Origin of the sequence: Serratia sp. B501, assembly GCF_051172315.1 — a bacterium.
Classification (GTDB): Bacteria; Pseudomonadota; Gammaproteobacteria; order Enterobacterales; family Enterobacteriaceae; genus Serratia; species Serratia ureilytica.
Map to the genome: position 1 here is coordinate 158456 of NZ_JBPIZB010000008.1, position 22793 is coordinate 181248.

Genomic DNA, 22793 nt, shown 5'->3' on the forward strand with positions numbered 1-22793 from the left:
GCGCCCACAGGGATTACAGATCCGCCAGCAGAATTTTGGAGCGGCGTTGGTAGTTGTACAACGCCTGTTTCTGCATCGGCAGCACGTCGACCTCCGCCGGGGTGAAACCACGCTCCTGAAACCAGTGGATGCTGCGGGTGGTCAGCACGAACAGCTTCTTCAATCCCATCTGCCGCGCCTGATTTTCTACCCGCTGCAGCAGCATCTCGCCGCGCGAAGAGCTGCGGTAATCGGGATGCACCGCCACGCAGGCCATCTCGCCGATTTTTTCCTCCGGGAACGGGTACAGCGCCGCGCAGGCGATGGTCAGGTTATCGCGTTCGATAATGGTGAACTTGTCGATCTCCATTTCCAGCTGTTCACGCGAACGGCGCACCAGAATACCCTGCTGTTCGAGCGGCCGGATGAGCTCCAGAATACCGCCGATGTCGTTGATCGTCGCCCGGCGCACCTGTTCGGCGCTCTCCATCACGATTTGGGTGCCGATGCCGTCGCGTGAGAACAGTTCTTGCACCAGCGCGCCGTCCTCCTGATAGCTGATCAGGTGGCTGCGGCGCACGCCGCTGCGGCAGCCTTTCACCGCGCCGCGCAGGAAGCGCACGGTGCCGGAATGGTAATCACCGCCTTCCTCCAGCTCTTCAAGACGCTTTTGCGCGTCGTTGGGGAACAGCTCGGAAAGGATGTTGCCTTCCGCGTCGGTCACGCCCTGCGAGGAGCAGAAACCGATCATTTTTTCCGCTTTCAGTTTGATCGCCAGCTGAGTCGCGACTTCCTCCGAAGTCAGGTTGAAGCTCTCGCCGGTCACCGAGACGGCGACCGGGCCGATCAGCACGATGGCGTTGCTGTCGAGCTGACGATGGATCGCTTCTTCATCGATGCGGCGAATGCGGCCGCTGTGGCAGTAGTCGATGCCGTCATCGACGCCCAGTGGCTGCGCGATGATGAAGTTGCCGCTGACCACGTTAATGTGCGCGCCCTGCAGCGGCGTGTTGTTGAGGCTCATCGACAGCCGGGCGGTGATGTCCAGCTGCAATAAACCGGCAGCCTGCTTGACTAACTCAAGCGTATGGGCGTCGGTCACGCGCGTATGCTTGTGATAGATCGGTTCATAGTTGTGCTGCGCCAGATTGGCGTCGATCTGCGGCCGTGCGCCGTAAACCACCACCAGGCGAATGCCCAGGCTATGCAGCAGCCCGATATCATTGACGATGTTGGAAAAATTCTCGTGTTCGATGGCTTCCCCACCGAGCATGATGACAAACGTCTTGCCGCGGTGGGCGTTGATATAGGGGACGGAGTGACGGAATCCTTGCACCAGCTCTGTACTACGTTCCTTCACGGGCAAACCTCTTTGCATATTTATACGATATTTTTGTATTTTTATTCTTTTATTGCGCCAATGGCAAGTGGGAAATCGTCATGAAGAGCGAGCTAAGGGCGCTAAATCGTTAATAAATTGAAAAACCATAAAAAGATTTTCTGATGACAGGGCTGGAATGATTGGTTAAAGTTTTCGGCATTCCCAAGTCATTGGTGTTTTTTTCATCTGTTGTAAACAGTTATTACTGCCGGAGCCGCATGCCAAACGCTAATCACAATCTGGGCCGCCGTCGTTTATTACAGGGCGTTGCCGCCAGCTGGTTGCTGAGTGTGAGTCGCACGGGCTTCGCCGCGTCATCGCACGTGATTGCCGTGCGCGTCTGGCCGTCCTCCACTTATACCCGCGTCACGCTGGAATCCAACGTCGAACTGAAATACAAGCAGTTCGCCCTGACCAATCCCGATCGCGTGGTGGTGGATATCGAAGGCGTGCATCTCAACAGCGTGCTGAAGGGCATCGCCGGGCAGGTGCGTGCCGACGATCCTTATCTCAAGCAGGCGCGCGTCGGCCAGTTCGATCAGAATACCGTGCGGCTGGTGCTGGAGCTCAAGCAAAGCGTCAGCCCGCACATGTTCTCGTTGGCGCCGGTGCCGGAGTATCGCAACCGTCTGGTGATGGATCTCTACCCGACCAAGGGCGGCAGCGGCGGCGAGGAGTATGATCCGTTACTGGCGTTACTGGAAGATTACAACAAAGGCGATCTGGAGCGCACGCTGCCGCCCGAAGCGCCGCAGGCCGGCAAGGCGGGGCGCGATCGGCCGATCGTCATCATGCTGGATCCTGGCCACGGGGGCGAAGATCCCGGTGCGATCGGCAAGTATAAGACGCGCGAGAAAGACATCGTGCTGCAGATTGCTCGCAAGCTGAGCGCCATGATCAAGCGCGAGCCGAACATGAAGGCGTTCATGACGCGCAATGAAGACGTGTTTATCCCGCTCAAGGTGCGCGTCGCCAAGGCGCGCAAGCAACGCGCCGATTTGTTCGTTTCGATTCACGCCGATGCCTTCACCAGCCGCGCCGCGCGCGGGTCATCGGTGTTCGCGTTGTCCACCAAAGGCGCCACCAGCTCGGCGGCCAAGTTCCTGGCGCAGACGCAGAACGCCTCGGACCAAATCGGCGGCGTCAGCAAGAGCGGCGACCGCTATCTCGACCACACCATGTTCGATTTGATCCAGACCGCAACCATCAACGATAGCCTGAAGTTCGGCAAGGAAGTGTTGAACCGGATGGGTAAAATCAACCGGTTGCACAAGAATCGCGTCGATCAGGCCGGTTTTGCGGTGTTGAAGGCGCCGGATATCCCGTCGATCCTGGTGGAAACGGCGTTTATCAGCAATATTGAAGAGGAGCGCAAGCTGCGCACCAGCCATTTCCAGCAGCAGGTGGCGGAGTCGATTCTGGCGGGCATCAAGGCTTATTTCGCCAACGGCGGCGCGTTGGCGAGCCGATAGCGGCAGGGCCGGGCGCAAGTCCGGCTGTTTTTGCGGATTGCAGATACAAAAAAACACCCGTCAGGGTGCTTATCTGTTGTCATCAAGAGTTGGTTGCGGGGGCCGGATTTGAACCGACGACCTTCGGGTTATGAGCCCGACGAGCTACCAGGCTGCTCCACCCCGCGTCCGTCTTGATGCGGTATTACGACGAAACCACCGTTCATGTTATGCCGCTGGTACGGCATTCGGTTGGTTGCGGGGGCCGGATTTGAACCGACGACCTTCGGGTTATGAGCCCGACGAGCTACCAGGCTGCTCCACCCCGCGTCCGTGTAATACTTTGTTATCGAACCCAAACGCAAAATACCGCCACTGCGGCATCGGTTGGTTGCGGGGGCCGGATTTGAACCGACGACCTTCGGGTTATGAGCCCGACGAGCTACCAGGCTGCTCCACCCCGCGTCCGATGGATGCGCACTATACTCTCCATGCGTTTTGTTGCAAACCCTTTTTGCATTTTATTGGCCTAAACCCGTTTTTCTGCTGAATTTGCCCGCAATTTGCCTTCTTTTTCATCACCATCCTCCGTGCGGCTTTTTTTATTTGCAGCGATTCCTTTATCAATGAGCGTTTGTTATCGTTCAGCCGGTAGATCATATCAGTTTGAGAGTGTGCGCGATGAAAGGACGTTGGGGCAAATACCTGCTGGGCGGGTTGATGGTGGCGGTGTTGGGGGGCTGTTCGTCCAAGCCGACCGATCGGGGTCAGCAATATAAAGATGGCCGTCTGGATCAATCGCTGGAGCTGGTCAATCAGCCCAACGCCAAAGGTTCGCCGGTCAACGCCAAGGACTACTCGGATCAGCTGATGGAGATCAAGTACGCGTCGCCTTCGCTGTTTAACCGCAACAACAGCACCTATCAGGCGGTGCAAAACTGGATGGCGTCTGGCGCCGACACGCGCATGCTGAGCCAGTACGGCCTCAGCGCTTACCAGATGGAAGGCGTCGACAATTACGGCAACGTGCAGTTTACCGGCTACTATACGCCGGTGGTGCAGGCGCGCTATACCCAACAGGGCGAGTTCCGCTATCCGCTGTACCGCATGCCGCCGAAGGGCAGGGGCCGCTTGCCGGATCGCGCGGGCATCTATTCCGGCGCGCTCGACGATCGCTATATCATCGCTTACACCAACTCGCTGATGGACAACTTCATGATGGAAGTCCAGGGTAGCGGCTATGTCGACTACGGCAACGGCCAGCCGCTGGTGTTCTTCGGCTACGGCGGCAAGAACGGCCACGCCTATCGCAGCATCGGCAAGGTGCTGATCGATCGCGGCGAGGTGGCCAAGGCGGACATGTCGATGCAGGCGATCCGTCAGTGGGCGGATACCCACAGCGCTGCAGAGGTGCGCGAGCTGCTGGAGCAGAACCCGTCGTTCGTGTTCTTCCGCCCGGAAGCTTTTGCGCCAGTGAAAGGCGCCAGCGCGGTGCCGCTGATCGCCAAAGCCTCGGTGGCCTCCGACCGTTCGCTGATCCCGGCGGGCACCACGCTGCTGGCTGAAGTGCCGCTGCTGGACAACAAGGGTAAATTCACGGGAAAATACGAGATGCGTCTGATGGTCGCGCTCGACGTGGGCGGCGCCATCAAGGGCCAGCATTTTGACATGTATCAGGGCATCGGGCCGGAAGCCGGCCACTCGGCGGGGTACTACAACCACTATGGCCGCGTCTGGGTGCTGAAGAACAACGGCGGTGGCCAGCTGTTCAGCGCCAATCAGTCAAACCGCGGCGGTTCGTTGCTGGCCACCCGCTAAACGCATACGGCGTGAAAAGAGTGACCCGCAAGGGCCGGATTTTCCGGCCCTTATCATTTGCATTACGAAGGTAATTAAAGCGTTATGAGCACAGCTTATTCGGAAGCCTATCTGCAGCGTTTCGGCGGCACGGCGCGGTTGTACGGCCAGCAGGCGCTGGCGGTGTTCGCGCAGGCGCACGTCTGCGTGATCGGAATCGGCGGCGTGGGTTCCTGGGCGGCTGAGGCACTGGCGCGCACCGGCATCGGCGCCATCACCCTGATCGACATGGATGATGTTTGCGTCACCAATACCAACCGCCAGATCCACGCGCTGCGCCAGCACGTCGGGCAATCGAAAACCGAGGTGATGGCGGAGCGTATCCTGGCGATCAATCCGGAATGCCGGGTGACCTGCATCGACGATTTCATCACCCCGGACAATGTCGCCGAGTTGCTGGACCATAACTTCAGCTACGTCATCGACGCGATCGACAGCGTGCGGCCGAAGGCGGCGCTGCTGTCATACTGCCGCCGCTTCAAGATCCCGGTGGTGACTACCGGCGGCGCCGGCGGGCAGATTGACCCGACCAAGATCGAAGTGGCCGATCTGGCGAAAACCATTCAGGATCCGCTGGCCGCCAAGCTGCGCGAGCGGCTGAAGCACGATTTTAACGTGGTGAAAAACGGCAAGGGCAAGCTGGGCATCGACTGCGTCTTTTCCAGCGAGCCGCTGGTTTATCCGCAGCCGGACGGTTCGGTATGCGCTTCGCGCAGTACGGCGGAAGGGCCGAAAAGAATGGATTGCAGCGCAGGTTTCGGCGCGGCGACCATGGTCACCGCCACCTTTGGCTTCGTCGCCGTGTCGCATGCGCTGAAAAAGATGGTGGCGAAGGCGGCGCGTCAGGCGTAACGGGCGGCGATCGCCTGCACGGCGGCGGCCAACGCCGCCAGCCCGCTGGCGCGAGTGGCGCTCAGCTGAGCGCGCAGCGCCAGGCGGTCGAACAGCGCCAGCGGATCCAATTCGGCGATCTGCTGCGGCGTTTTCCCTTCCACTTCGGTCAGCAGCACCGCCAACAGGCCACGCACGATGCGGCCTTCGCTGTCGCCATAAAAGTGCAGCGTGCCGTCTTCCAGCAACTGGTGCCCCAACCAGACGCGGTTTTCACACCCGCTCAACGCCATTTCTTCACTGCGCAAGGCCTCCGGCAGCGGCGGCAGCCGTTTTGCGAGCATAATCAGTTGGCGGTAGCGGTCTTCCCACTGTTTCAGCGCGCTGAAGGTGGCGATCAACGCTTCGGCGGTGATCTCTCGGCCAAAAGGATGGGGGGCGAGCATAGCGTCTCCGGGAATCAAGTCAGTCGGCCAGCAGGTCGAGGGAGTGGGTCAACGCGCTGACCAGCGTATCGACGTCCTGTTGAGTATTGTAGGGGGCGAACGACGCGCGCAACGTGCCGCTGACGCCTAACGCCGCCATCAGCGGCTGCGCGCAGTGCTGGCCGGCGCGCAGCGCAATGCCTTGCTCCGCCAGCAGCGTGACGATGTCGCTGTGGTGTACGCCGGCGATATCGAACGCCAGCAGGCTGGAACCGGAACTGCGGAAGCTGCGAAAGCCCGGCAGCTGCGCCAACCGCTGTTCTGCCCGATCCGCCAGCTCGCGACTGTAGCGCTCCGCCGCCGCCATGTCCTGTTCGCGAAGCCAGGTGAGCGCGGCGGCCAACCCCAGCACGCCGGCGATGTTCGGCGTGCCGGCCTCGAAGCAGTGCGGCGGTTTTTGCGGGATAAAACCGTCGAACGACGCCTGGGTCAACATCTTTCCCCCTCCTTGCCACGGTGCCATCTGCGCCAGCAGCTCGGATTTGCCGTACAGCGCGCCGATGCCGGTCGGGCCATACAGTTTGTGGCCGGAGAAGGCGTAGAAATCGATATCGAGCCGCTGTACGTCGGCCGGATCGTGAACCACGCCCTGTGCGCCGTCGATCATCACGCGCGCGCCGGCGGCATGGGCCAGCGCGATCGCCGGCGCCAGATCCGGGCAGCCGCCGGTGACATTGGACATTTGCCCCAGCGCCAACAGGCGGGTTCTATCGTTGAGCAGGGCGGGGAGCTGCGCCAGGTCCGGCAGCCGGTCGGCGCCGATAGGCAGTTTCACTACCCGGGCGCCGGTTTGATCCGCCACCATCAGCCAGGGGATCAGGTTGGCGTGGTGTTCCGCTTCGCTCACCAGAATTTCATCCCCCGGCTGCAGACGCGGACGCAGATGACTCTGCGCCACCAGGTTGATCGCCTCGGTGGTGCCGCGCGTCCAGACGATGTCGTCGGCCGACGGCGCATGGATCAGTTGCGCGACCTGGCCGCGCGCCTGTTCGAAACGGGCGGTCAGATCCTGCGCCGCCCGATGCTGGCTGCGGTGCACGGTGGCGGCGTCGTCGCGATAAAACTGCTGCGTGGCGTCGATCACCGCCTGCGGTTTCAACGCGGTGGCGGCGCTGTCCAGATAGATGCCGTCCTGCGCGAGCGCGGGAAACTGTTGGCGAAAAAGGCTGGGGTTAAAAGGCGTCATACCCTGATTGTCACTGGCTTGAGTCGATGGGTGATCCTGTCCTATTTTGCCGCCGGAGACAAGCGTTCGCGCCGATTAGGACTTATCGCCTGGCAAAATTGGGAAAGTTTGTTATGCTATTAAACGTGCGCTTATTAATCGCATCTATACACATAAAAGGTATTTATCAGCATTTAAAACTACAAAGGAGTCCTCAATGAAGAAAACAGCCGCAGTTCTCTCTGCCCTGATGCTTACGTTCACCCTGGCCGCCTGTTCCAGCAACTACGTGATGCATACCAATGACGGACGCACCATTGTCGCTGACGGCAAGCCTAAAGTGGATAACGATACCGGCATGATCAGCTATAAAGACGCCAACGGCGTCGAACAGCAGATCAACCGCGCCGATGTGAAAGAGATGGTTGAAAGCAACCAGTAACCGTCAGGTAAAAAAAAGCACCGCAAGTTTTGCGGTGCTGCATAAAATCACTATGGACAGACAGGGTAAATGTACAGGAAGTGAAAAAACAGTAGCCTAGCTACCATGTCCGGAATCGCCGGACAATTTGCAAACACAACATCACAACCACAAGCCAAAAGTTCATCGGCGTCCTCGACACCCACTCCCTTTTCGTTCCGGCCCGGGAAGTGCCGCCACTATAGGTATTTGCTGGCGCATCCTCAACGGACAAATTATAATGGCTCGGATTAAAAAAACTAATGGCAATGCGCCGTTAGCGTTTGTCCATGGCTTGCCACACAAAGCCGCCCGATTTTCGGCGCCGAATCATTCGGATTAATGTTACACAAAAGTAGCTAATTTAATGTCTAAACGCTTACCTCCCCTCAATGCGCTGCGCGTGTTCGATGCGGCCGCTCGCCACCTGAGTTTCACCAAGGCGGCGGAAGAGCTGTTCGTGACTCAGGCCGCGGTGAGCCACCAGATCAAGTCGCTGGAGGACTTCCTCGGGCTGAAGCTGTTTCGCCGGCGCAATCGCTCGCTGCTGCTGACCGAAGAGGGGCAAAGTTACTACCTTGATATCAAGGAGATCTTCTCTTCGATCAATGAGGCGACGCGCAAGCTGCAGGCGCGCAGCGCCAAGGGGGCATTGACCGTCAGTTTGCCGCCGAGCTTCGCCATTCAGTGGCTGGTGCCGCGTCTGTCCGGCTTTAACTCAGCTTATCCGGGCATCGACGTGCGCATCCAGGCGGTGGACCGTGAAGAGGACAAGCTGGCGGACGACGTCGACGTGGCGATTTTCTATGGCCGCGGCAATTGGCCGGGGCTGCGCGCCGAGCGCCTGTATGCGGAATATTTGCTGCCGGTTTGTTCGCCGAGCCTGCTGACCGGCGATCATCCGCTGAAAACCGCAGACGATCTGGCTTATCATACGCTACTGCATGACGTTTCACGTCGCGACTGGCTGGCCTATACGCGCCAGCTGGGGTTGCAGCACATTAACGTGCAGCAGGGGCCAATCTTCAGCCACAGCGCCATGGTGGTGCAGGCGGCGGTGCACGGTCAGGGCGTGGCGCTGGTGAACAACGTGATGGCGCAAACCGAGATTGAAGCCGGTCGTCTGGTGTGCCCGTTCAACGATGTGTTGGTCAGTAAAAATGCTTTTTATCTGGTATGTCATGACAGCCAGGCAGAACTGGGTAAAATAGCCGCCTTCCGGCAGTGGATCCTGGCGCGTGCCGCCAGCGAACAAGAGAAGTTTCGCTTCCGCTACGAACAATAAGGCCGGCCGCCGCCTTGCCGCGGCCGGTGACTTTTAATGGGATAGATCACGATGAGCAGCCGTTCCATGCTGGTTTTCGCCGCTATCAGCGGCTTTGTGTTTGTCGCGCTGGGCGCATTCGGCGCGCATGTGTTAAGCGGTACGCTGGGCGCCAACGAAATGGCCTGGATCCGCACCGGGCTGGAGTATCAGGGGTTCCACACCCTGGCCATCCTGGCGCTGGCGGTCGCGATGCAGCGCCGCGTGAGCCTGTGGTTTTACTGGAGCGGAGCGCTGTTGGCGTTCGGCACCGTGTTGTTCAGCGGCAGCCTCTATTGTCTGGCGCTGTCGCACCTGAAGGTCTGGGTATATATCACGCCGGTTGGCGGCGTGTGCTTCTTGATCGGCTGGATATTGATGTTGATTGGCGCTTTGCGTCTGAGGAAAAAGGCCGAGCGCCATGAATAAGATTGCGTTGTACTGCCGCCCCGGCTTCGAAAAAGAGTGTGCGGCGGAGATCACCGATAAAGCCGCCCAGCTGGAGATTTACGGCTTTGCGCGGGTAAAAGAGCACAGCGGTTACGTGTTGTTCGAATGCTATCAGCCGGACGATGCAGACCGCCTGGCGCGGGAGATTCCGTTCCGCGAACTGATTTTCGCCCGCCAAATGATCGTAGTGGGTGAGCTGCTGCGCGATCTGCCGCCGGAAGATCGGGTATCGCCGATCGTCGGCATGCTGATCGGCGTGGTTGATCGCGGCGGCGAGCTGCGGGTGGAAGTGCCGGACACCAACGAAAGCAAAGAGCTGATGAAATTCTGCCGCAAGCTGACGGTGCCGCTGCGCGCCGCGATGCGTGAGCAGAAGGTGCTGATGGCGCGCGAGAACCCGACTCGCCCGGTGGTGCACGTGTTCTTCATCGCGCCGGGCTGCTGTTACGTCGGTTACTCCTACAGCAACAACAACTCGCCGTTCTACATGGGCATTCCGCGTCTGCGCTTCCCGGCCGATGCGCCGAGCCGTTCGACGCTGAAGCTGGAAGAAGCGTTCCATGTGTTCATCCCCGCCGACGAATGGGACGAACGCCTGGCCAGCGGCATGCACGCGGTCGATCTGGGCGCTTGCCCAGGCGGCTGGACCTATCAGCTGGTGAAACGCAGCATGATGGTGCATTCGGTGGATAACGGCCCGATGGCGCCGAGCCTGATGGAAACCGGCCAGGTAACGCATCACCGCGCCGACGGCTTCAAGTTCGAGCCGAACAGCAGCAAGATCTACTGGCTGGTGTGCGACATGGTGGAGAAACCGGCGAAGGTGACCAGCCTGATGATTCAGTGGCTGGTGAAAGGCTGGTGCCGCGAAGCGATCTTTAACCTCAAACTGCCGATGAAAAAGCGCTATGAGGAAGTGTCGCAAAACCTGATGAGCATCCGCGAAGCGCTGGGCGCTGCCGGCATCAGCGTTGAAGTGCATGCCAAGCAGCTGTATCACGACCGCGAAGAGATCACCGTACACGTGCGCCGCATGTGGTCGGCGGTGCCGGGCCGCCGCGACGAGCGCGATTAATCGCGTTAAACCTGATAAAGGGCGCTGCTTGCAGCGCCCTTATTGTATTGGCAGGCGCAGCTGCTGCAGGTTGCCGTCCAGCGACAGATCGGTGCGCAGCATGGCGACGTGTTTGCTGATGTAGGCCAGCTCGCGGTGCTGCTCCAGCTTGCCGCGCCATTTCTCCGGCACCTGCTCCAGGTGCTGATAGATCCCGTCCAGACTGCCCGACTGCTGCAACAGCAGCACGGCGGTTTTCGGCCCGATGCCGGCCACGCCGGGGATCTTGCTGCTGCCGATCCCCGCTAACCCCCAGTAGTCCGGCAGTTGCTGCGGCTGCACGCCGAATTCCTGCTGCACGAAAGGCATATCCAACCAGCGTTTCTGGAAGTAATCGCGGATCTGTACGTTCGGCGCCAGCAGCTGGCAATAGCCTTTGTCGGTGGAGACGATGGTCACCTGGTGGCCGCCGTCGGCGACCTTCGCCGCCAGCGTGGCCGCCAGATCGTCTGCCTCGTTGCCGGGTGAATGCCAGCTGGCGACGCCCAGTTCGGCGAAGGCCTCACGCAGCTGCGGCATCTCCTGTTGCAGGTTTTCCGGCATCGGCGAGCGCCCGGCCTTGTAGTCCGGCAGAATTTGGTGGCGCCAGCTTTCGCTGCGGTCGTCCTCGTCAAATACCGCCACCGCGTGGGTCGGGCGGCTGTGCTGAAGCAACTGCTGCAGCGCGTGGCGGCAGGCGTTGACGCAAGGGGAGCCCTGTACGGCGTGAATGCGGCGGATGAGGTTCAGGGCGTCGACAATCAGTAGGTGTATCATCATGGGCGGCAAGGTCAGAAAAAACAGGGCGGCCGTTACGCCGCCCGGGATTGAGGATCAGGCGACGATTTCGTAGCAGGGCACATAGGCGCTGCCCGGCAGCTTCATGCGGTGCTGGGCGACAAAGCCCTGCAGCAGGCTGTCCATCTGCTTCATCATCTGCGGTTCGCCGTGCAGCTTGTAGGGGCCGAACTGCTCAATGGCGTGGATGCCGTTTTCCTTCACGTTGCCGGCCACGATGCCGGAGAAGGCGCGGCGCAGCGCGGCGGCCAATTGCTCCGGCGGCTGGTTCGGATACAGATTGAGGTTCGCCATGTTCTCGTGGGTCGGCTCGAACGGCAGCTGCAGATCTGGCGCGATGCGGATCGACCAGTTAAAGCTGTAGGCGTCGCCGGTGTTGCGGCGGTTTTCCTTCACCAGCGGCATGGCTTTTTTCATCTGCCGTGCCACTTCCGCCGGATCGTCGATGATGATGGTGTAGTGACGGCGCGCGGCGTCGCCCAGCGTGTTCATGATGAACTCGTCCAGCACGCGGAAGTAATCGGCGCTCTCTTTTGGCCCGGTCAGGATCAGCGGCAGCACCTGCTCGCTGTTCTCCGGGTTCATCAGGATACCCAGCAGGTACAGCAGCTCTTCGGCAGTGCCGACGCCGCCCGGGAAGATGATGATGCCGTGCGCGATACGCACGAACGCTTCCAGACGTTTTTCGATGTCCGGCATGATCACCAGCTCGTTCACCAGCGGGTTAGGCGGCTCGGCGGCGATGATTGACGGTTCGGTCATGCCGATGAAGCGGCTGTTGCGGTAACGCTGCTGCGCGTGGCCGACCGCCGCGCCTTTCATCGGCGCTTCCATGGCGCCCGGCCCGCAGCCGGTGCAGATGTTCAACTCGCGCAGGCCCAGCTGGCTGCCGACCTTACGCGCGTACAGGTATTCGTTCTCGTTGATCGAGTGCCCGCCCCAGCACACCACCATGTTGGGATCCTCATCCAGATGCAGCGTGCGCGCATTGCGCAGGATCGAGAACACCAGGTTGGTGATGTGGGCCGAGTTTTCCAGGTTCAGGTGTTGGAAACGGCCGGCGCTGGCGATTTGGCCGTGCACGAACAGAATGTCGCGCAACACGGCGAACAGGTTGGCCTGCAGTGAACGGATGATGCGGCCGTCGACGAAGGCCTCTTCCGGCGGATTGACCAGCTCCAGCTTCACGCCACGCTCGCGGCGCAGCACGTTGATATCGAAGGTTTCATAGCGCGACAGCAGCTGTTTGCTGTTGTCGGTTTGGCTGCCGGAGTTCAACACGGCCAGCGAACAGTTGCGAAACAGGCGGTACAGGTCGCTGCTGGCGGTGCGCTTCAGCATGTCTACTTCCAGCTGCGACAATAAATCCATAGAGCCAAGCGGGCTGATGTGTGTAATCAAGGTAACTCCTTTGCACCCGGTGTGGGGCGGTAGTAATCCATACGCAGCAAAACAGCATCTCGTTATGGTTGGCGTGCTGCGGCGAAGCGGGCGCTCTGCCCGGCCGCAGCCTCGTTTTAACCTTACCGCCGTCCCTGCGCTTTTACCAACACAAACCGCTCGTTAGCTCAGTTGTTGAGCAATGTTTCGCACTTATTGGCGCGCCAGGCGGCCGTGCTCGGGAGCGAATGCGACGTTGCTGCGCCACGGGTTGATATCCAGTCCGCCGCGGCGGGTATAGCGGGCGTAAACCGTCAGGCTTTGCGGCCGGCAATAGCGCATCAGATCGTTGAAGATGCGCTCGACGCATTGCTCGTGGAATTCGTTGTGGTGGCGGAAGGAAACCAGATAGCGCAGCAGCGCTTCGCGATCGAGCTTGCCGCCGCGGTAGCTTATCTGCACCGAGCCCCAGTCCGGCTGATGGGTGATCAGGCAGTTGGACTTCAGCAGGTGGCTGACCAATTGCTCTTCCACTACCTCTTCACCGGCGGCGTTCTGCAGGTAGTCGGCGTTGAACTCATAATTGTCGATGCGAATATCCTGCTGGTCAATGCAGTCGCCGGCCAGACGAGCGATCGGGCTGCCTTCCAGTTGGTCGACGCTGAACAGGGTGACGCTCACCTCGCCCTGGGCGCAGGCGGACAGATCGCGTTGCAGCGTGCTGCGCACCGTTTCCCAATCGGCGAACGGCGTTTGGTTGAAGCTGTTGAGATACAGCTTGAAGCTTTTCGATTCGATCAGGTTCAGGCTGTCGGCGTTGAGGCCGATCTCGCCAACCGCCACCTGCGGCAGCCCGTTGGCGTTCAGCCAGGAGAGTTCGTACAGCGTCCAGATGTCCGCGCCGTGGAAGGGCAGGTTGTCGGGATACAGCCCCAGCGGCTCGCGGTTCATGCTGCGCGGTACCGCCTGCAGCAGCGTGGCGTCGTAGCGATCGCGATAGGCGGTGGGTTTGCCCAGCGTCAGCCCTGACAGGGCCTGGTGGTCTTGATATGAGGACATCTGCTGTCACCTCGGTCAGAGATAGGTACAATGGCCGTCAGTTTAACGTATGCGAGAAAGAATATGGACCATGATGTATCGCACGCTCTGCGTGAATTCACTCAACGCTATGTCGAGTTGTGGCAGCAAGAGCGCGGCCACGCGCCGGCCAGCGAGGCGCTGTACGGCGTGCCGTCGCCCTGCATCGTGGAGAATCGCGAGGACGACGTGCTGTGGTTGCCGCAGCCTTTCGAACCGGCGGCGACGCTGGAGAAGGTCGAGGCTGCGCTGGAGCTGCGTTTGCAGCCGGATGCGCACCGTTTCTACACGCAGCAATACGCCGGTGACATGAGCGCGCAATTTGGGGAGCATCGCCTGAGCCTGCTGCAGGTATGGAGCGAAGAGGATTTTATCCGCCTGCAGGAGAATCTGATCGGCCATCTGGTGACGCAAAAGCGCCTCAAATTGTCACCGACTCTCTTCCTGGCGACCACCGAATCCGAGATGACGATGGTGTCGCTGTGCAACGTCAGCGGCAACGTGGTGCTGGAGCAGTTCGGCAGCGATAAGCGCACCTTGTTGGCGGCGACGCTGGGGAATTTCCTCGATGCGCTGCGCCCAGTGCTGGACTAAAGCGCGGCGGATTCGCCGTCGGTCGTGTAAGAGATCTCTCACACGGGCTGTGAGAGATCGCTCTTAATTTTTTTCACCTCTCTTTAGACCATGAGATTATTGTTATCCAGATCAATTGGTTAGAATTTCTTTAGGATAACTCTTAGTCTTAATTTAGTGTGAGACACCTCTCAAACCCTTGTGATTCCGGGAAATTTGAGCGATCTTATCATTACCGGCACGGACCCGGCGGAGCAGGAAAGCATCAGGATGATGCAGCTTCAGGAAGAAGAAAGGGATGCGCTCAGGCAAGAGCGAGGGATGGCGTCAGGAGATGCCCAGGATGTTTCAGGATTGAAACCAAGGACACCTCCAGGACGGAGATTGAGAGCCGGCGCAGGACTGTCGGCGGGTCAGGAAGGCTGAGGAACCGCGTCAGGACGATGCTGCAGGATGATGCAAGGACCACTTGGTCAGGATGGCCGCAGGAAAAGTTTTCAAGGATTGAGCAGGGAGCATGCTGTGTAGCGGGATGGCTATAAAACGAACCGGGGGCACTGTTAACGCAGTGCCCCCAACTTTTTGTTCTATTCCGCCGCGCGTGCGCCCCGTCTCAATCCTTCTTCCGCGTTAACCAATCGCGCCCAGCGTATCGCCTGCGCCCTGTTTTTTCGGCAGCAGGAACAGCGTGGCGTAGATATCCAGCAGGTAAATCGCCGCCAACAGGCTGATGGCGGCGGTAAACGACACCTGCGTCACCAGCGCGCCGATCACCAATGGCCCCAGGCCGCCGACGCCGCGTCCCAGATTGAACAGGATGTTTTGCGCGGTGGCGCGCGCCTGTACCGGGTAAGTATCGGAAATCAACGCGCCGTAACCGCCGATCATGCCGTTGACGAACATGCCCATCACTGCGCCGGCGAACAGCATCAGCATCGGATCGCTCAACTGGGCGTAGCCGATCACCATCACCACCGCGCCGACCTGATACAGCACGAAAATCTTCCAGCGGGCGAAGCGGTCGGCCAGGACGCCGAACAGCCAGATGCCGAACGTCATGCCGACCACCGTCACCGCCGTCCACAGGCCGGACTTGGTGAGCGAGAAGCCGAAGTTTTTCGCCAGATAAGTCGGCATCCAGATCATCAGCCCGTAGTAGCCGAAGTTCTGCACCGAACAGAGAATGAAGATGCCGATGCTGGCCTTGCTGGTGGCGCGATCCTTAAACAGCAGGCGCAAACGCTGAAGGAAGGAGAGCGGCTGCCCGGCGTCTTTTTGCCGCACGAATTCCTCCGGTTCGCCCAGCGTGCGGCGGATCAGGAATGACGCCAGCGCCGGCAGCAGGCCGACCAGGAACATGCCGCGCCAGCCGATATGTTCCAGCAGCAACGGCGTCAGGAAAGCGGCCGCCAGCACCCCCAATTGCCAGCCCATGCCGACGTAAGCTGAAGCGCGGTTGCGTTTCTCCGCCGGCCAGGCTTCGGCGATCAGCGCCATGCCGATGCCGAACTCGCCGCCCAGCCCGATGCCCGCCAGCGTGCGATAGGCCAGCAGGTCCCAATAGCCTTGCGCCACGGCGCACAGGCCGGTGAACAGGGAAAACATCAGGATGGTGATAGTCAGCACCCGGATGCGGCCGAAGCGATCGCTGAGATGGCCGAAGATCACGCCGCCCAGCACCGCGCCGATCAGCGTCCAGGTGACCAGCGAGCCGGCGGCCGATGAGGTTAATCCTAATTCGATGCTGATGGCCGGCAGCATAAAGCCGAGGATCAGCAGGTCAAACCCGTCCATGGCGTAACCGGTGACCGAGGCCAGCATGGCCTTACCGGGCGTCGCGTGATTTTTTTTCTCTGTTATTACGGACATGAATCTTTATCTGTGTGGTGAATTCGGTGGGGCTATTGTGCCGCGCGGCGGCGCACGCCACCAGATAAAAACGGCAGCCGGTCTCGGGCGCGCCAAATTTGGGCTATAAAAATGCTATGCTTTGCCGCCTTTCAGCCAGCGAGCTGAATATCATGATGAAAAGAGATCGGGAATGCAGATGAGTATACATAATCAGGTTCGCCGCAGTTTGCAGGCGATTGAACAATCCATGCGCGATTTGGCCTTGTGGCAGGCCGCGCCGCCCGAGCCTGAGGCTTTCTCCAGCACCGAGCCGTTCTGCATCGACAGCATGTCGGCCGAGGCTTGGCTGCAGTGGGTGTTTCTGCCGCGCATGTATGCGCTGTTGGACGCCGAAGCGCCACTGCCGACGCGTTTTGCCATCACGCCTTACTTCGAGGAGGCGTTGAAGGAGCGTGAGCCGAGCAGTCTGCCGCTGTTGGTGCTGCTGCAGCGGTTGGATTTGATGTTGAATAAAGAGCCGTAATTCGCCGGCGGCGCGCAGATTTTTGCCGCCCGGCAGTGTAGAGTACTCGCGCGGATGCCGGGCAGGAGAGCCGACGGCGTCTTTCGGCTCGGTTAAACCGCGGCGGTTGACCGGGGGCTGCATTAGGATGATGAGGTGCTGCAATAATGGATTTATTAAGGTTTATCCTTCGTTTGCCTTTTACCCTGGTTAAGGGCGTTTACCGCCTGTTGGGTGGGGTCTTGTCGCTGTTGGGGCGGTTGCTGAGACCGCTGGTCGGCAACCTCAGCTGGCGCGCGCCGGCCTGGTGGGCTGCGCTGCCGCGCAGTTTTCTGCGGCTGGAAAGCGGCGTGGATAAACATCCGAAAGCGATCGGTCTGGGCCTGCTGCTGCTGGCAGGCGCCGCGGGCGGCGCGTTTTACGGTTGGCACTGGTGGCAAAATCGGCCTCAGCCGATCGAACCGGCGCCGATGGTGGTTCAGGAGGTCAGCGCATCGCTGGCTAACCCCACGCCGATAGATTACACCGCCGCCCGGCAAGCGCCACAAACGGTGAGCCTGGCCTTCAGCGGCTCGGTCGCGCCGATCGCCGCGGTGGGCAAAACCGTGAGCGCCGGCATCATCCTCAAACCGACGGCGGAAGGACAGTGGGCGTGGAACAATGAATCGACGCTGGTGTTCACGCCGAAAAAGCCGCTGCCGATGGGCGCGAAATATGACGTGACCCTCGAGCCCGCTACCTTGCTGGCGCCGCAGGTCAAACTCGCCAAAACCCGCTATGCCTTCACCGTGCCTGCGTTCGACTACCGTCTGGGGCAGGCCGAGTACTACCGCGATCCGCAGAATGCGCAGAAACGCAGCGCGATTTTCAATCTGCAGTTCAACGCGCCGGTCGACGTCGCCAGCTTTGAAAAACAGATTTCGCTGGGATTGAAAGAAGGCAGCGCCACCTCCGAGAAGAAGCTGAATTTCTCTCTGGTCTATGACGAGAAAAAACTGAACGCCTGGGTGCATTCCGAGCCGCTGCAGGCGCTGGATCAGGGCGGCGCGGTACATCTGACCGTCGACAAGGGCGTTAAATCGACGGCGGCCGGCAACGCGGTCGAAGAGGCGAAAAGCAACTGGGTCAAGGTTCCCACCCTGTACAGCCTGGCGCTGAGCGACGCCAGCGCCCAGGTGGTGGACACCGACGGCGGCAAAGGGCAGCGTGCGCTGGTGGTTGGTTTCAGCGATGCGGTGAAGGATAAAGAGCTGGCGCGAGCCGCGAAAGCCTGGCTGCTACCGCAGCACGATCCGAGCGATGCCGAGGCCGCCAATGATGCTGAAGACTTTTACCCATGGACGGTAGACAGCGTCGGCAAGAACGTGCTGGCGCAGGCGACGCCGCTGCCGTTGACGCTTAACGAGGCGGAAGAGGCCTATCAGCCGCAGTTCAGCTTCCGTTTTGACGCCCCGGCGCACCGCTTTATGCTGCTCGAGATCGATAACCAGCTGATCTCCGCAGGCGGTTACAAAATGCCGAAGAAGGTTTATCGGGTGGTCGAAGTGCCGGAGTTCCCGAAATCGCTGCAGTTCATGTCGCAGGGCTCGCTGCTGTCGGTCAACGGCGACAAGCAGATCAGCGTGGCGGCGCGCAACGTGGCGGGCCTGCGGCTGGACATCAAGCGGGTGATCCCGAGTCAGCTGCAGCACATTGTTTCCTTCAAAAGCCGGGAATACTCGTCCACGGAATTCAACCGGCTCAACGATGAGTATTTCACCGAGCATTTCAAATACCAGACGTCGCTCAACAACGAGCGGCCGGGGGAAGTGAACTATCAGGGCATCGATCTTTCCCGCTATCTCTCCACCAACGCCAGTTCCCATCGCGGGGTGTTTCTGTTGACGCTGTCGGAATGGCAGCCGAATCGCAAACCGGCGGCGCAAGAGGCGGGTGCCGAGCAGGAGCAGGAACAGGACGAGAGCGCAGGGGAAGAACAGCCCGACGTCGGCGATTCGCGTTTTGTGGTGGTGACCGATCTGGGCATCGTCGCCAAGAGCTCGCAGGATAAGACGCGCGACGTCTTCGTGCAGTCGATCCAAAGCGGTGCGCCGGTCAGCGGCGCCAACGTATCGGTGGTGGCCAAAAACGGCGTGACGCTGCTCAGCCAAACCACCGGCGCCGACGGCCACGTGCGTTTCCCGGCGCTGGATGTGTACACCAACGAGCGCCAGCCGGTGATGTTCCTGGTGGAGAAAGAAGGGGATGTCTCCTTCCTGCCGACCGGCAGCTATAACGATCGCGGGCTGGATTTCTCGCGCTTCGACGTTGCCGGTGAACAAACGCCGACCGATCCGCGCACGCTCAGCAGCTACCTGTTCTCCGACCGCGGCGTGTATCGGCCGGGAGACACCTTCAATATCGGCCTGATCACTCGCGCCGCCGACTGGCGCGTTGGCCTCGCCGGCGTGCCGGTGCGCGCCGAAATTCGCGATCCGCGCGACAAGCTGATGTCCACCGTGCCGCTGACGCTGGGCGCCAGCGGTTTCAACGAACTGAGCTATACCACCGATGAAAACTCGCCCACCGGCGAGTGGAACGTTTATCTGTATCTGATCGGCAAAAACAACGACACCTCCACGCTGCTCGGCCATACCGCAGTCAATGTGAAGGAGTTCGAGCCGGATCAGCTGAAAGTGAAGCTGGCGTTGACGCCGGACCGCCAGCAAGGCTGGGTCAAACCGTCTGAGCTGAAGGCCAGCATCGATGTGCAGAACCTGTTCGGCACCCCGGCGCAAGATCGCCGTGTGACCACCAGGCTGACGCTGCGGCCAATGTATCCGAGCTTCGATCGCTTCCCGGATTATGCGTTCTACGAAAACCGGCAAAACAGCGACGGGTTCGAAACCGAGCTGGAAGATCGCACCACCGATGAACACGGCGCGGCTGATATTCCGCTCGATCTGAAATCTTACGCCGACGCCACTTATCAGCTGCAGCTGTTGTCGGAGGCGTTCGTTGCCGGCGGCGGTCGCTCGGTGGCGGCTACCGCCCGTACGCTGGTTTCGCCTTACGATTACCTGATTGGGGTGAAGGCCGACGGCGATCTGGGTTATATCAATCGCGACGCGGAGCGGCATCTGAACGTGATCGCCATCGATCCGGCCTTGAAACAGATCGCCATGCCGAACCTGAAGCAGGTGCTGATCGAACAGAAATACATTTCGGTGCTGACCAAACAGGATTCGGGCGTTTACAAATACCAGTCGAAGATGAAGGAAGTGCAGCTCTCGGAACAGCCGCTGGCGCTGGGCGATCAGGGCGCGGATCTGCGGCTGGCGACCGATAAGCCGGGCGACTTCGTGCTGGTGATCGAAGATGCGCAGGGCAAGACGCTCAACCGCGTCGCCTACAGCGTGGCCGGCAACGCCAACCTGAGCCGTTCGCTGGATCGCAACGCCGAACTGAAGCTAAAACTCAACCAGGCGGAATACCAGCCCGGCGAAGAGATCGAGGTGGCGATTAACGCGCCCTATACCGGCAACGGCTTGATCACCATCGAGAAGGACAAGGTTTACGCCTGGCAGTGGTTCCACACCGACACCACCAGCTCGGTGCAGACGATCCGCGTGCCGGCCGGCATGGAGGGCAACGGCTACATCAACGTGCAGTTCGTGCGCGACATCAACTCCAGCGAGATCTTCATGAGCCCGCTGAGCTATGGCGTGATGCCGTTCAAGATCAGTACCAAGGCGCGCCAAAACAGCCTTGAGGTGACGGCGCCGCAGGTCATCAAACCGGGTGAAAACCTGACGATGACGGTCAAGACCGATGCGCCGCAGCAGGTGGCGCTGTTCGCCGTCGATGAGGGCATTCTGCAGGTGGCGCGTTATCGCCTGAAGGATCCGTTGGAGTTCTTCTTCAGCAAGCGCGAACTGAACGTGAGCAGCTCGCAGATCCTCGATCTGATCCTGCCGGAATTCAGCAAGCTGATGGCGCTGACCGCGGCGCCGGGCGGCGATGCGGGCGAAGGGCTGGATCTCAATCTCAACCCGTTCAAGCGCAAGCGCGATAAGCCGGTGGCCTATTGGTCCGGCATAACCGAAGTCAGCGGCGAGAAGCAGTTCGTCTATCCGGTGCCGGATTACTTCAACGGCAAGATCCGCGTCATGGCGATTTCGGTGACGCCGGAGAAAATCGGCAAGGCGCAAACCGCCGCTACGGTGCGCGACAGCTTCATCATGACGCCGAACGTGCCGGCGATGGTGGCGCCGGGCGATGAGTTCGACGTCAGCGTGGGCGTGAGCAACAACCTCGAAGGGCTGAACGGCCAGTCGGCAGCCATCAACGTCCTGCTGACGCCGCCGCCGCAATTGGAGGTGGTGGGCAACGCGACGCAAAGCCTGACGCTGGCGGAAAAACGCGAGGGCGTGATCGCCTTCCGTCTGCGCGCCAAAGCCGTTTTGGGCGATGCGCCGCTGGTGTTCGACGCCCGTTACGGCGACCAGGCCAGCCGTCGTACCGTCAGCACCTCGGTGCGGCCGGCGGCGCCGTACCGTACTCAATCGGTGATGGGGCGCATGAGCGGCGGCAGCCAGAACGTCGATGGCCTGCGCCAGATGTTCGACGCCTTCGCGCAGCGCCGGGCGGCGGTGTCGAATTCGCCGCTGGTGCTGACCAGCGGGTTGGCGCAATACCTGGCGGATTATCCGTATTACTGTTCCGAGCAGATCGTCAGCCGTTCCATTCCGCTGATGTTGCAGAGCCGCCATCCAGAGATGAAAAGCAGCCTGAACCAGGCGGAAGTCAGCAAGCAGCTGCGCAACCTGCTGGGCGTGCTGCGCGCCCGTCAGAACGACAGCGGGGCGATCGGCGCCTGGCGTTCGTCGCCGGATGCCGATCCTTTCGTCACGCCTTATGTGGTGCAATATCTGCTCGAAGCCAAAGCGGCGGGTTACGCCCTGCCGGAAGGCATGCTGGACGAAGCCAACGGCGCGCTGCGGGAGCTGGCGGCCAGCGGTTTCGACGATCTGTATCTGCTGCGCCTGCGCAGTTGGGCGGTCTACCTGCTGACGCTGCAGGGCGAAGTGACCACCAACTCGCTGGCGGCCGTGCAGGATACGCTGCAAAAACGCTATGGCGAAGGGTGGAAAACCGATCTGAGCGCGCTGTATTTGGCCTCTTCCTATCGCTTGTTGAAGATGGACGACGAAGCCGCCGCGCTGTTGCAACCCAGCTGGCAGCAACTGAGCAAAGCCTATGACAGCGCCTGGTGGACGCAGAACTATTTCGATCCGCTGGTGCAGGATGCGACGCGGCTGTATTTGATTACCCGTCACTTCCCTGAGAAGGTGGCGTCGATTCCGCCGCAGGTGCTGGAGAATATGGTCAAGGCACTGAAAGAAGAGCGTTACACCACCTACTCCTCTGCAATGAGCATCCTGGCGCTGGAAAGCTATTCGACCCAGGTGGCGGCGCAATCCGCCAATGCGGACGCGTTAGGCATCGTGCAGGTGGGCAAAAGCGGCGGCGAGCCGCAGCGCATCAGCGAGCTGCAAGGGCTGTTCGTTCAGGGGCAGTTCAACGCCGATGCCACCGCCGTGCGCTTCACCAACGGCGGCAGCGCGCCGGCCTGGTATGTGGTGACGCAGGCCGGTTACGATCTGAACGCGCCGCAAAAAGCGCTGTCGCGCGGGATTGAGATCGTCCGGGAATACACCGACGAACAGGGCAAACCGGTGACGCAGGTGACGCTGGGGCAGAAGCTCAACGTCCATCTGAAGGTGCGCGCCAACTCGAAAGAGGGGCAGAGCAACCTGGCGATTGTCGATCTGCTGCCGGGCGGGTTCGAAGTGGTGCAGCAGACGCCGCCGGAACCGGCCGATGCCGGCGAGGAGAGCGACGAACGCGGCGGCTGGCAGTCGCCGCTGGCCGCCTCCGGCTCCACCTGGGCGCCGGATTACAGCGATATCCGTGAAGATCGGGTGATTATCTACGGCAGCGCCGGCACCGAAGTGCAGGAGTTCGTCTATCAGATCAAGGCCACCAATACCGGCAGCTTTATTGTTCCACCGGCGTACGGCGAAGCCATGTATGACCGTGAAGTACAGGCCATGTCGGCCGGCGGCGGCAAGCTGGTGGTGGTGCCGGCGGGCAGCGACTAGGCCGGATCCGGCGC

17 protein-coding genes and 3 tRNA genes are annotated in these 22793 nt (G+C 60.5%); 10 read left to right on the forward strand and 10 right to left on the reverse strand.

Annotation, left to right across the window (positions count from 1 at the left end; genetic code table 11):
• Window positions 1–13: 13 nt before the first annotated feature.
• Window positions 14–1339, reverse strand: a complete 1326-nt coding sequence (gene argA / locus ACSBQV_RS21055; protein ID WP_015378910.1) for an amino-acid N-acetyltransferase — start codon at window positions 1337–1339, stop codon at window positions 14–16.
• A 239-nt stretch (window positions 1340–1578) separates the two neighbouring features.
• Between argA and amiC the strand changes: the two genes are divergently transcribed.
• Entirely contained in the window at window positions 1579–2832 is a 1254-nt protein-coding gene (amiC, locus tag ACSBQV_RS21060; protein WP_099783499.1) for an N-acetylmuramoyl-L-alanine amidase AmiC, read from the forward strand.
• 90 nt (window positions 2833–2922) lie between these two features.
• Here amiC and ACSBQV_RS21065 read toward each other — a convergent pair.
• The 3 genes from ACSBQV_RS21065 to ACSBQV_RS21075 all read right to left on the reverse strand — a co-directional run bounded on the left by ACSBQV_RS21065 (window position 2923) and on the right by ACSBQV_RS21075 (window position 3276).
• Window positions 2923–2999, reverse strand: a tRNA-Met gene (locus ACSBQV_RS21065).
• 65 nt (window positions 3000–3064) lie between these two features.
• Window positions 3065–3141: transfer RNA gene (locus ACSBQV_RS21070), tRNA-Met, on the reverse strand.
• Window positions 3142–3199: 58 nt separating this feature from the next.
• A tRNA-Met gene (locus tag ACSBQV_RS21075) sits at window positions 3200–3276 on the reverse strand.
• Between the two features lie 216 nt (window positions 3277–3492).
• Between ACSBQV_RS21075 and mltA the strand changes: the two genes are divergently transcribed.
• Both mltA and tcdA read left to right on the forward strand, forming a co-directional pair.
• Window positions 3493–4629 (forward strand): murein transglycosylase A, encoded by a 1137-nt coding sequence (mltA, locus tag ACSBQV_RS21080; protein WP_099783501.1) that lies wholly within the window; start codon window positions 3493–3495, stop codon window positions 4627–4629.
• Window positions 4630–4713: 84 nt separating this feature from the next.
• Window positions 4714–5520, forward strand: a complete 807-nt coding sequence (gene tcdA, locus ACSBQV_RS21085; RefSeq protein WP_004931886.1) for a tRNA cyclic N6-threonylcarbamoyladenosine(37) synthase TcdA — start codon at window positions 4714–4716, stop codon at window positions 5518–5520.
• On the opposite strand, the gene csdE is transcribed toward tcdA, so the two are convergent.
• Complete coding sequence (gene csdE, locus ACSBQV_RS21090; RefSeq protein WP_033652490.1) at window positions 5511–5945, reverse strand: cysteine desulfurase sulfur acceptor subunit CsdE; 435 nt, start codon at window positions 5943–5945, stop codon at window positions 5511–5513. The genes tcdA and csdE overlap by 10 nt on opposite strands.
• A 19-nt stretch (window positions 5946–5964) precedes the next feature.
• Window positions 5965–7170, reverse strand: a complete 1206-nt coding sequence (csdA, locus tag ACSBQV_RS21095; RefSeq protein WP_099783503.1) for a cysteine desulfurase CsdA — start codon at window positions 7168–7170, stop codon at window positions 5965–5967.
• A 196-nt stretch (window positions 7171–7366) separates the two neighbouring features.
• Here csdA and ACSBQV_RS21100 point away from each other — a divergent pair, with 196 nt between their 5' ends.
• The 4 genes from ACSBQV_RS21100 (at window position 7367) to rlmM (ending at window position 10437) form a co-directional block, all read left to right on the forward strand.
• A complete protein-coding gene (locus tag ACSBQV_RS21100) occupies window positions 7367–7591 on the forward strand; it encodes a YgdI/YgdR family lipoprotein (protein ID WP_025304050.1) in 225 nt (74 codons plus the stop codon).
• 385 nt (window positions 7592–7976) lie between these two features.
• Complete coding sequence (locus ACSBQV_RS21105; protein ID WP_004931894.1) at window positions 7977–8894, forward strand: transcriptional regulator GcvA; 918 nt, start codon at window positions 7977–7979, stop codon at window positions 8892–8894.
• A gap of 51 nt (window positions 8895–8945) precedes the next feature.
• Entirely contained in the window at window positions 8946–9341 is a 396-nt protein-coding gene (locus tag ACSBQV_RS21110; protein ID WP_004931896.1) for a DUF423 domain-containing protein, read from the forward strand.
• Window positions 9334–10437 (forward strand): 23S rRNA (cytidine(2498)-2'-O)-methyltransferase RlmM, encoded by a 1104-nt coding sequence (rlmM, locus tag ACSBQV_RS21115; protein WP_019455735.1) that lies wholly within the window; start codon window positions 9334–9336, stop codon window positions 10435–10437. Before ACSBQV_RS21110 ends, rlmM begins: the two co-directional genes overlap by 8 nt.
• Before the next feature lie 39 nt (window positions 10438–10476).
• On the opposite strand, the gene xni is transcribed toward rlmM, so the two are convergent.
• The 3 genes from xni to queF form a co-directional block, all read right to left on the reverse strand.
• Complete coding sequence (gene xni / locus ACSBQV_RS21120) at window positions 10477–11235, reverse strand: flap endonuclease Xni (protein WP_099783505.1); 759 nt, start codon at window positions 11233–11235, stop codon at window positions 10477–10479.
• Window positions 11236–11289: 54 nt separating this feature from the next.
• Entirely contained in the window at window positions 11290–12654 is a 1365-nt protein-coding gene (gene ppnN / locus ACSBQV_RS21125; protein WP_019455737.1) for a nucleotide 5'-monophosphate nucleosidase PpnN, read from the reverse strand.
• A gap of 192 nt (window positions 12655–12846) precedes the next feature.
• Window positions 12847–13692: an NADPH-dependent 7-cyano-7-deazaguanine reductase QueF gene (gene queF / locus ACSBQV_RS21130; RefSeq protein ID WP_033644864.1), complete on the reverse strand. Its 846-nt coding sequence runs from the start codon at window positions 13690–13692 to the stop codon at window positions 12847–12849.
• A gap of 63 nt (window positions 13693–13755) precedes the next feature.
• Here queF and syd point away from each other — a divergent pair, with 63 nt between their 5' ends.
• The gene (gene syd / locus ACSBQV_RS21135) at window positions 13756–14304 is read left to right on the forward strand and encodes a SecY-interacting protein (RefSeq protein ID WP_033644866.1); all 549 of its coding nucleotides are present in this window, start codon (window positions 13756–13758) and stop codon (window positions 14302–14304) included.
• A gap of 609 nt (window positions 14305–14913) precedes the next feature.
• On the opposite strand, the gene ACSBQV_RS21140 is transcribed toward syd, so the two are convergent.
• Entirely contained in the window at window positions 14914–16152 is a 1239-nt protein-coding gene (locus ACSBQV_RS21140; RefSeq protein WP_033644867.1) for an MFS transporter, read from the reverse strand.
• 178 nt (window positions 16153–16330) lie between these two features.
• Here ACSBQV_RS21140 and ACSBQV_RS21145 point away from each other — a divergent pair, with 178 nt between their 5' ends.
• Entirely contained in the window at window positions 16331–16657 is a 327-nt protein-coding gene (locus tag ACSBQV_RS21145) for a YqcC family protein (RefSeq protein WP_168177218.1), read from the forward strand.
• 146 nt (window positions 16658–16803) lie between these two features.
• The gene (locus ACSBQV_RS21150; RefSeq protein ID WP_099783510.1) at window positions 16804–22779 is read left to right on the forward strand and encodes an alpha-2-macroglobulin family protein; all 5976 of its coding nucleotides are present in this window, start codon (window positions 16804–16806) and stop codon (window positions 22777–22779) included.
• Window positions 22780–22793 lie beyond the last annotated feature (14 nt).

What these genes read in the sequence shown, in the direction of transcription:
- amiC (WP_099783499.1), top strand. Translation starts at nt 1,579, where the DNA reads ATGCCAAACGCTAATCACAATCTGGGCCGCCGTCGTTTATTACAGGGC.
- mltA (WP_099783501.1), top strand. Translation starts at nt 3,493, where the DNA reads ATGAAAGGACGTTGGGGCAAATACCTGCTGGGCGGGTTGATGGTGGCG.
- tcdA (WP_004931886.1), top strand. Translation starts at nt 4,714, where the DNA reads ATGAGCACAGCTTATTCGGAAGCCTATCTGCAGCGTTTCGGCGGCACG.
- csdE (WP_033652490.1), bottom strand. Translation starts at nt 5,945, where the DNA reads ATGCTCGCCCCCCATCCTTTTGGCCGAGAGATCACCGCCGAAGCGTTG.
- csdA (WP_099783503.1), bottom strand. Translation starts at nt 7,170, where the DNA reads ATGACGCCTTTTAACCCCAGCCTTTTTCGCCAACAGTTTCCCGCGCTC.
- ACSBQV_RS21100 (WP_025304050.1), top strand. Translation starts at nt 7,367, where the DNA reads ATGAAGAAAACAGCCGCAGTTCTCTCTGCCCTGATGCTTACGTTCACC.
- ACSBQV_RS21105 (WP_004931894.1), top strand. Translation starts at nt 7,977, where the DNA reads ATGTCTAAACGCTTACCTCCCCTCAATGCGCTGCGCGTGTTCGATGCG.
- ACSBQV_RS21110 (WP_004931896.1), top strand. Translation starts at nt 8,946, where the DNA reads ATGAGCAGCCGTTCCATGCTGGTTTTCGCCGCTATCAGCGGCTTTGTG.
- rlmM (WP_019455735.1), top strand. Translation starts at nt 9,334, where the DNA reads ATGAATAAGATTGCGTTGTACTGCCGCCCCGGCTTCGAAAAAGAGTGT.
- xni (WP_099783505.1), bottom strand. Translation starts at nt 11,235, where the DNA reads ATGATGATACACCTACTGATTGTCGACGCCCTGAACCTCATCCGCCGC.
- queF (WP_033644864.1), bottom strand. Translation starts at nt 13,692, where the DNA reads ATGTCCTCATATCAAGACCACCAGGCCCTGTCAGGGCTGACGCTGGGC.
- syd (WP_033644866.1), top strand. Translation starts at nt 13,756, where the DNA reads ATGGACCATGATGTATCGCACGCTCTGCGTGAATTCACTCAACGCTAT.
- ACSBQV_RS21140 (WP_033644867.1), bottom strand. Translation starts at nt 16,152, where the DNA reads ATGTCCGTAATAACAGAGAAAAAAAATCACGCGACGCCCGGTAAGGCC.
- ACSBQV_RS21145 (WP_168177218.1), top strand. Translation starts at nt 16,331, where the DNA reads ATGAGTATACATAATCAGGTTCGCCGCAGTTTGCAGGCGATTGAACAA.
- ACSBQV_RS21150 (WP_099783510.1), top strand. Translation starts at nt 16,804, where the DNA reads ATGGATTTATTAAGGTTTATCCTTCGTTTGCCTTTTACCCTGGTTAAG.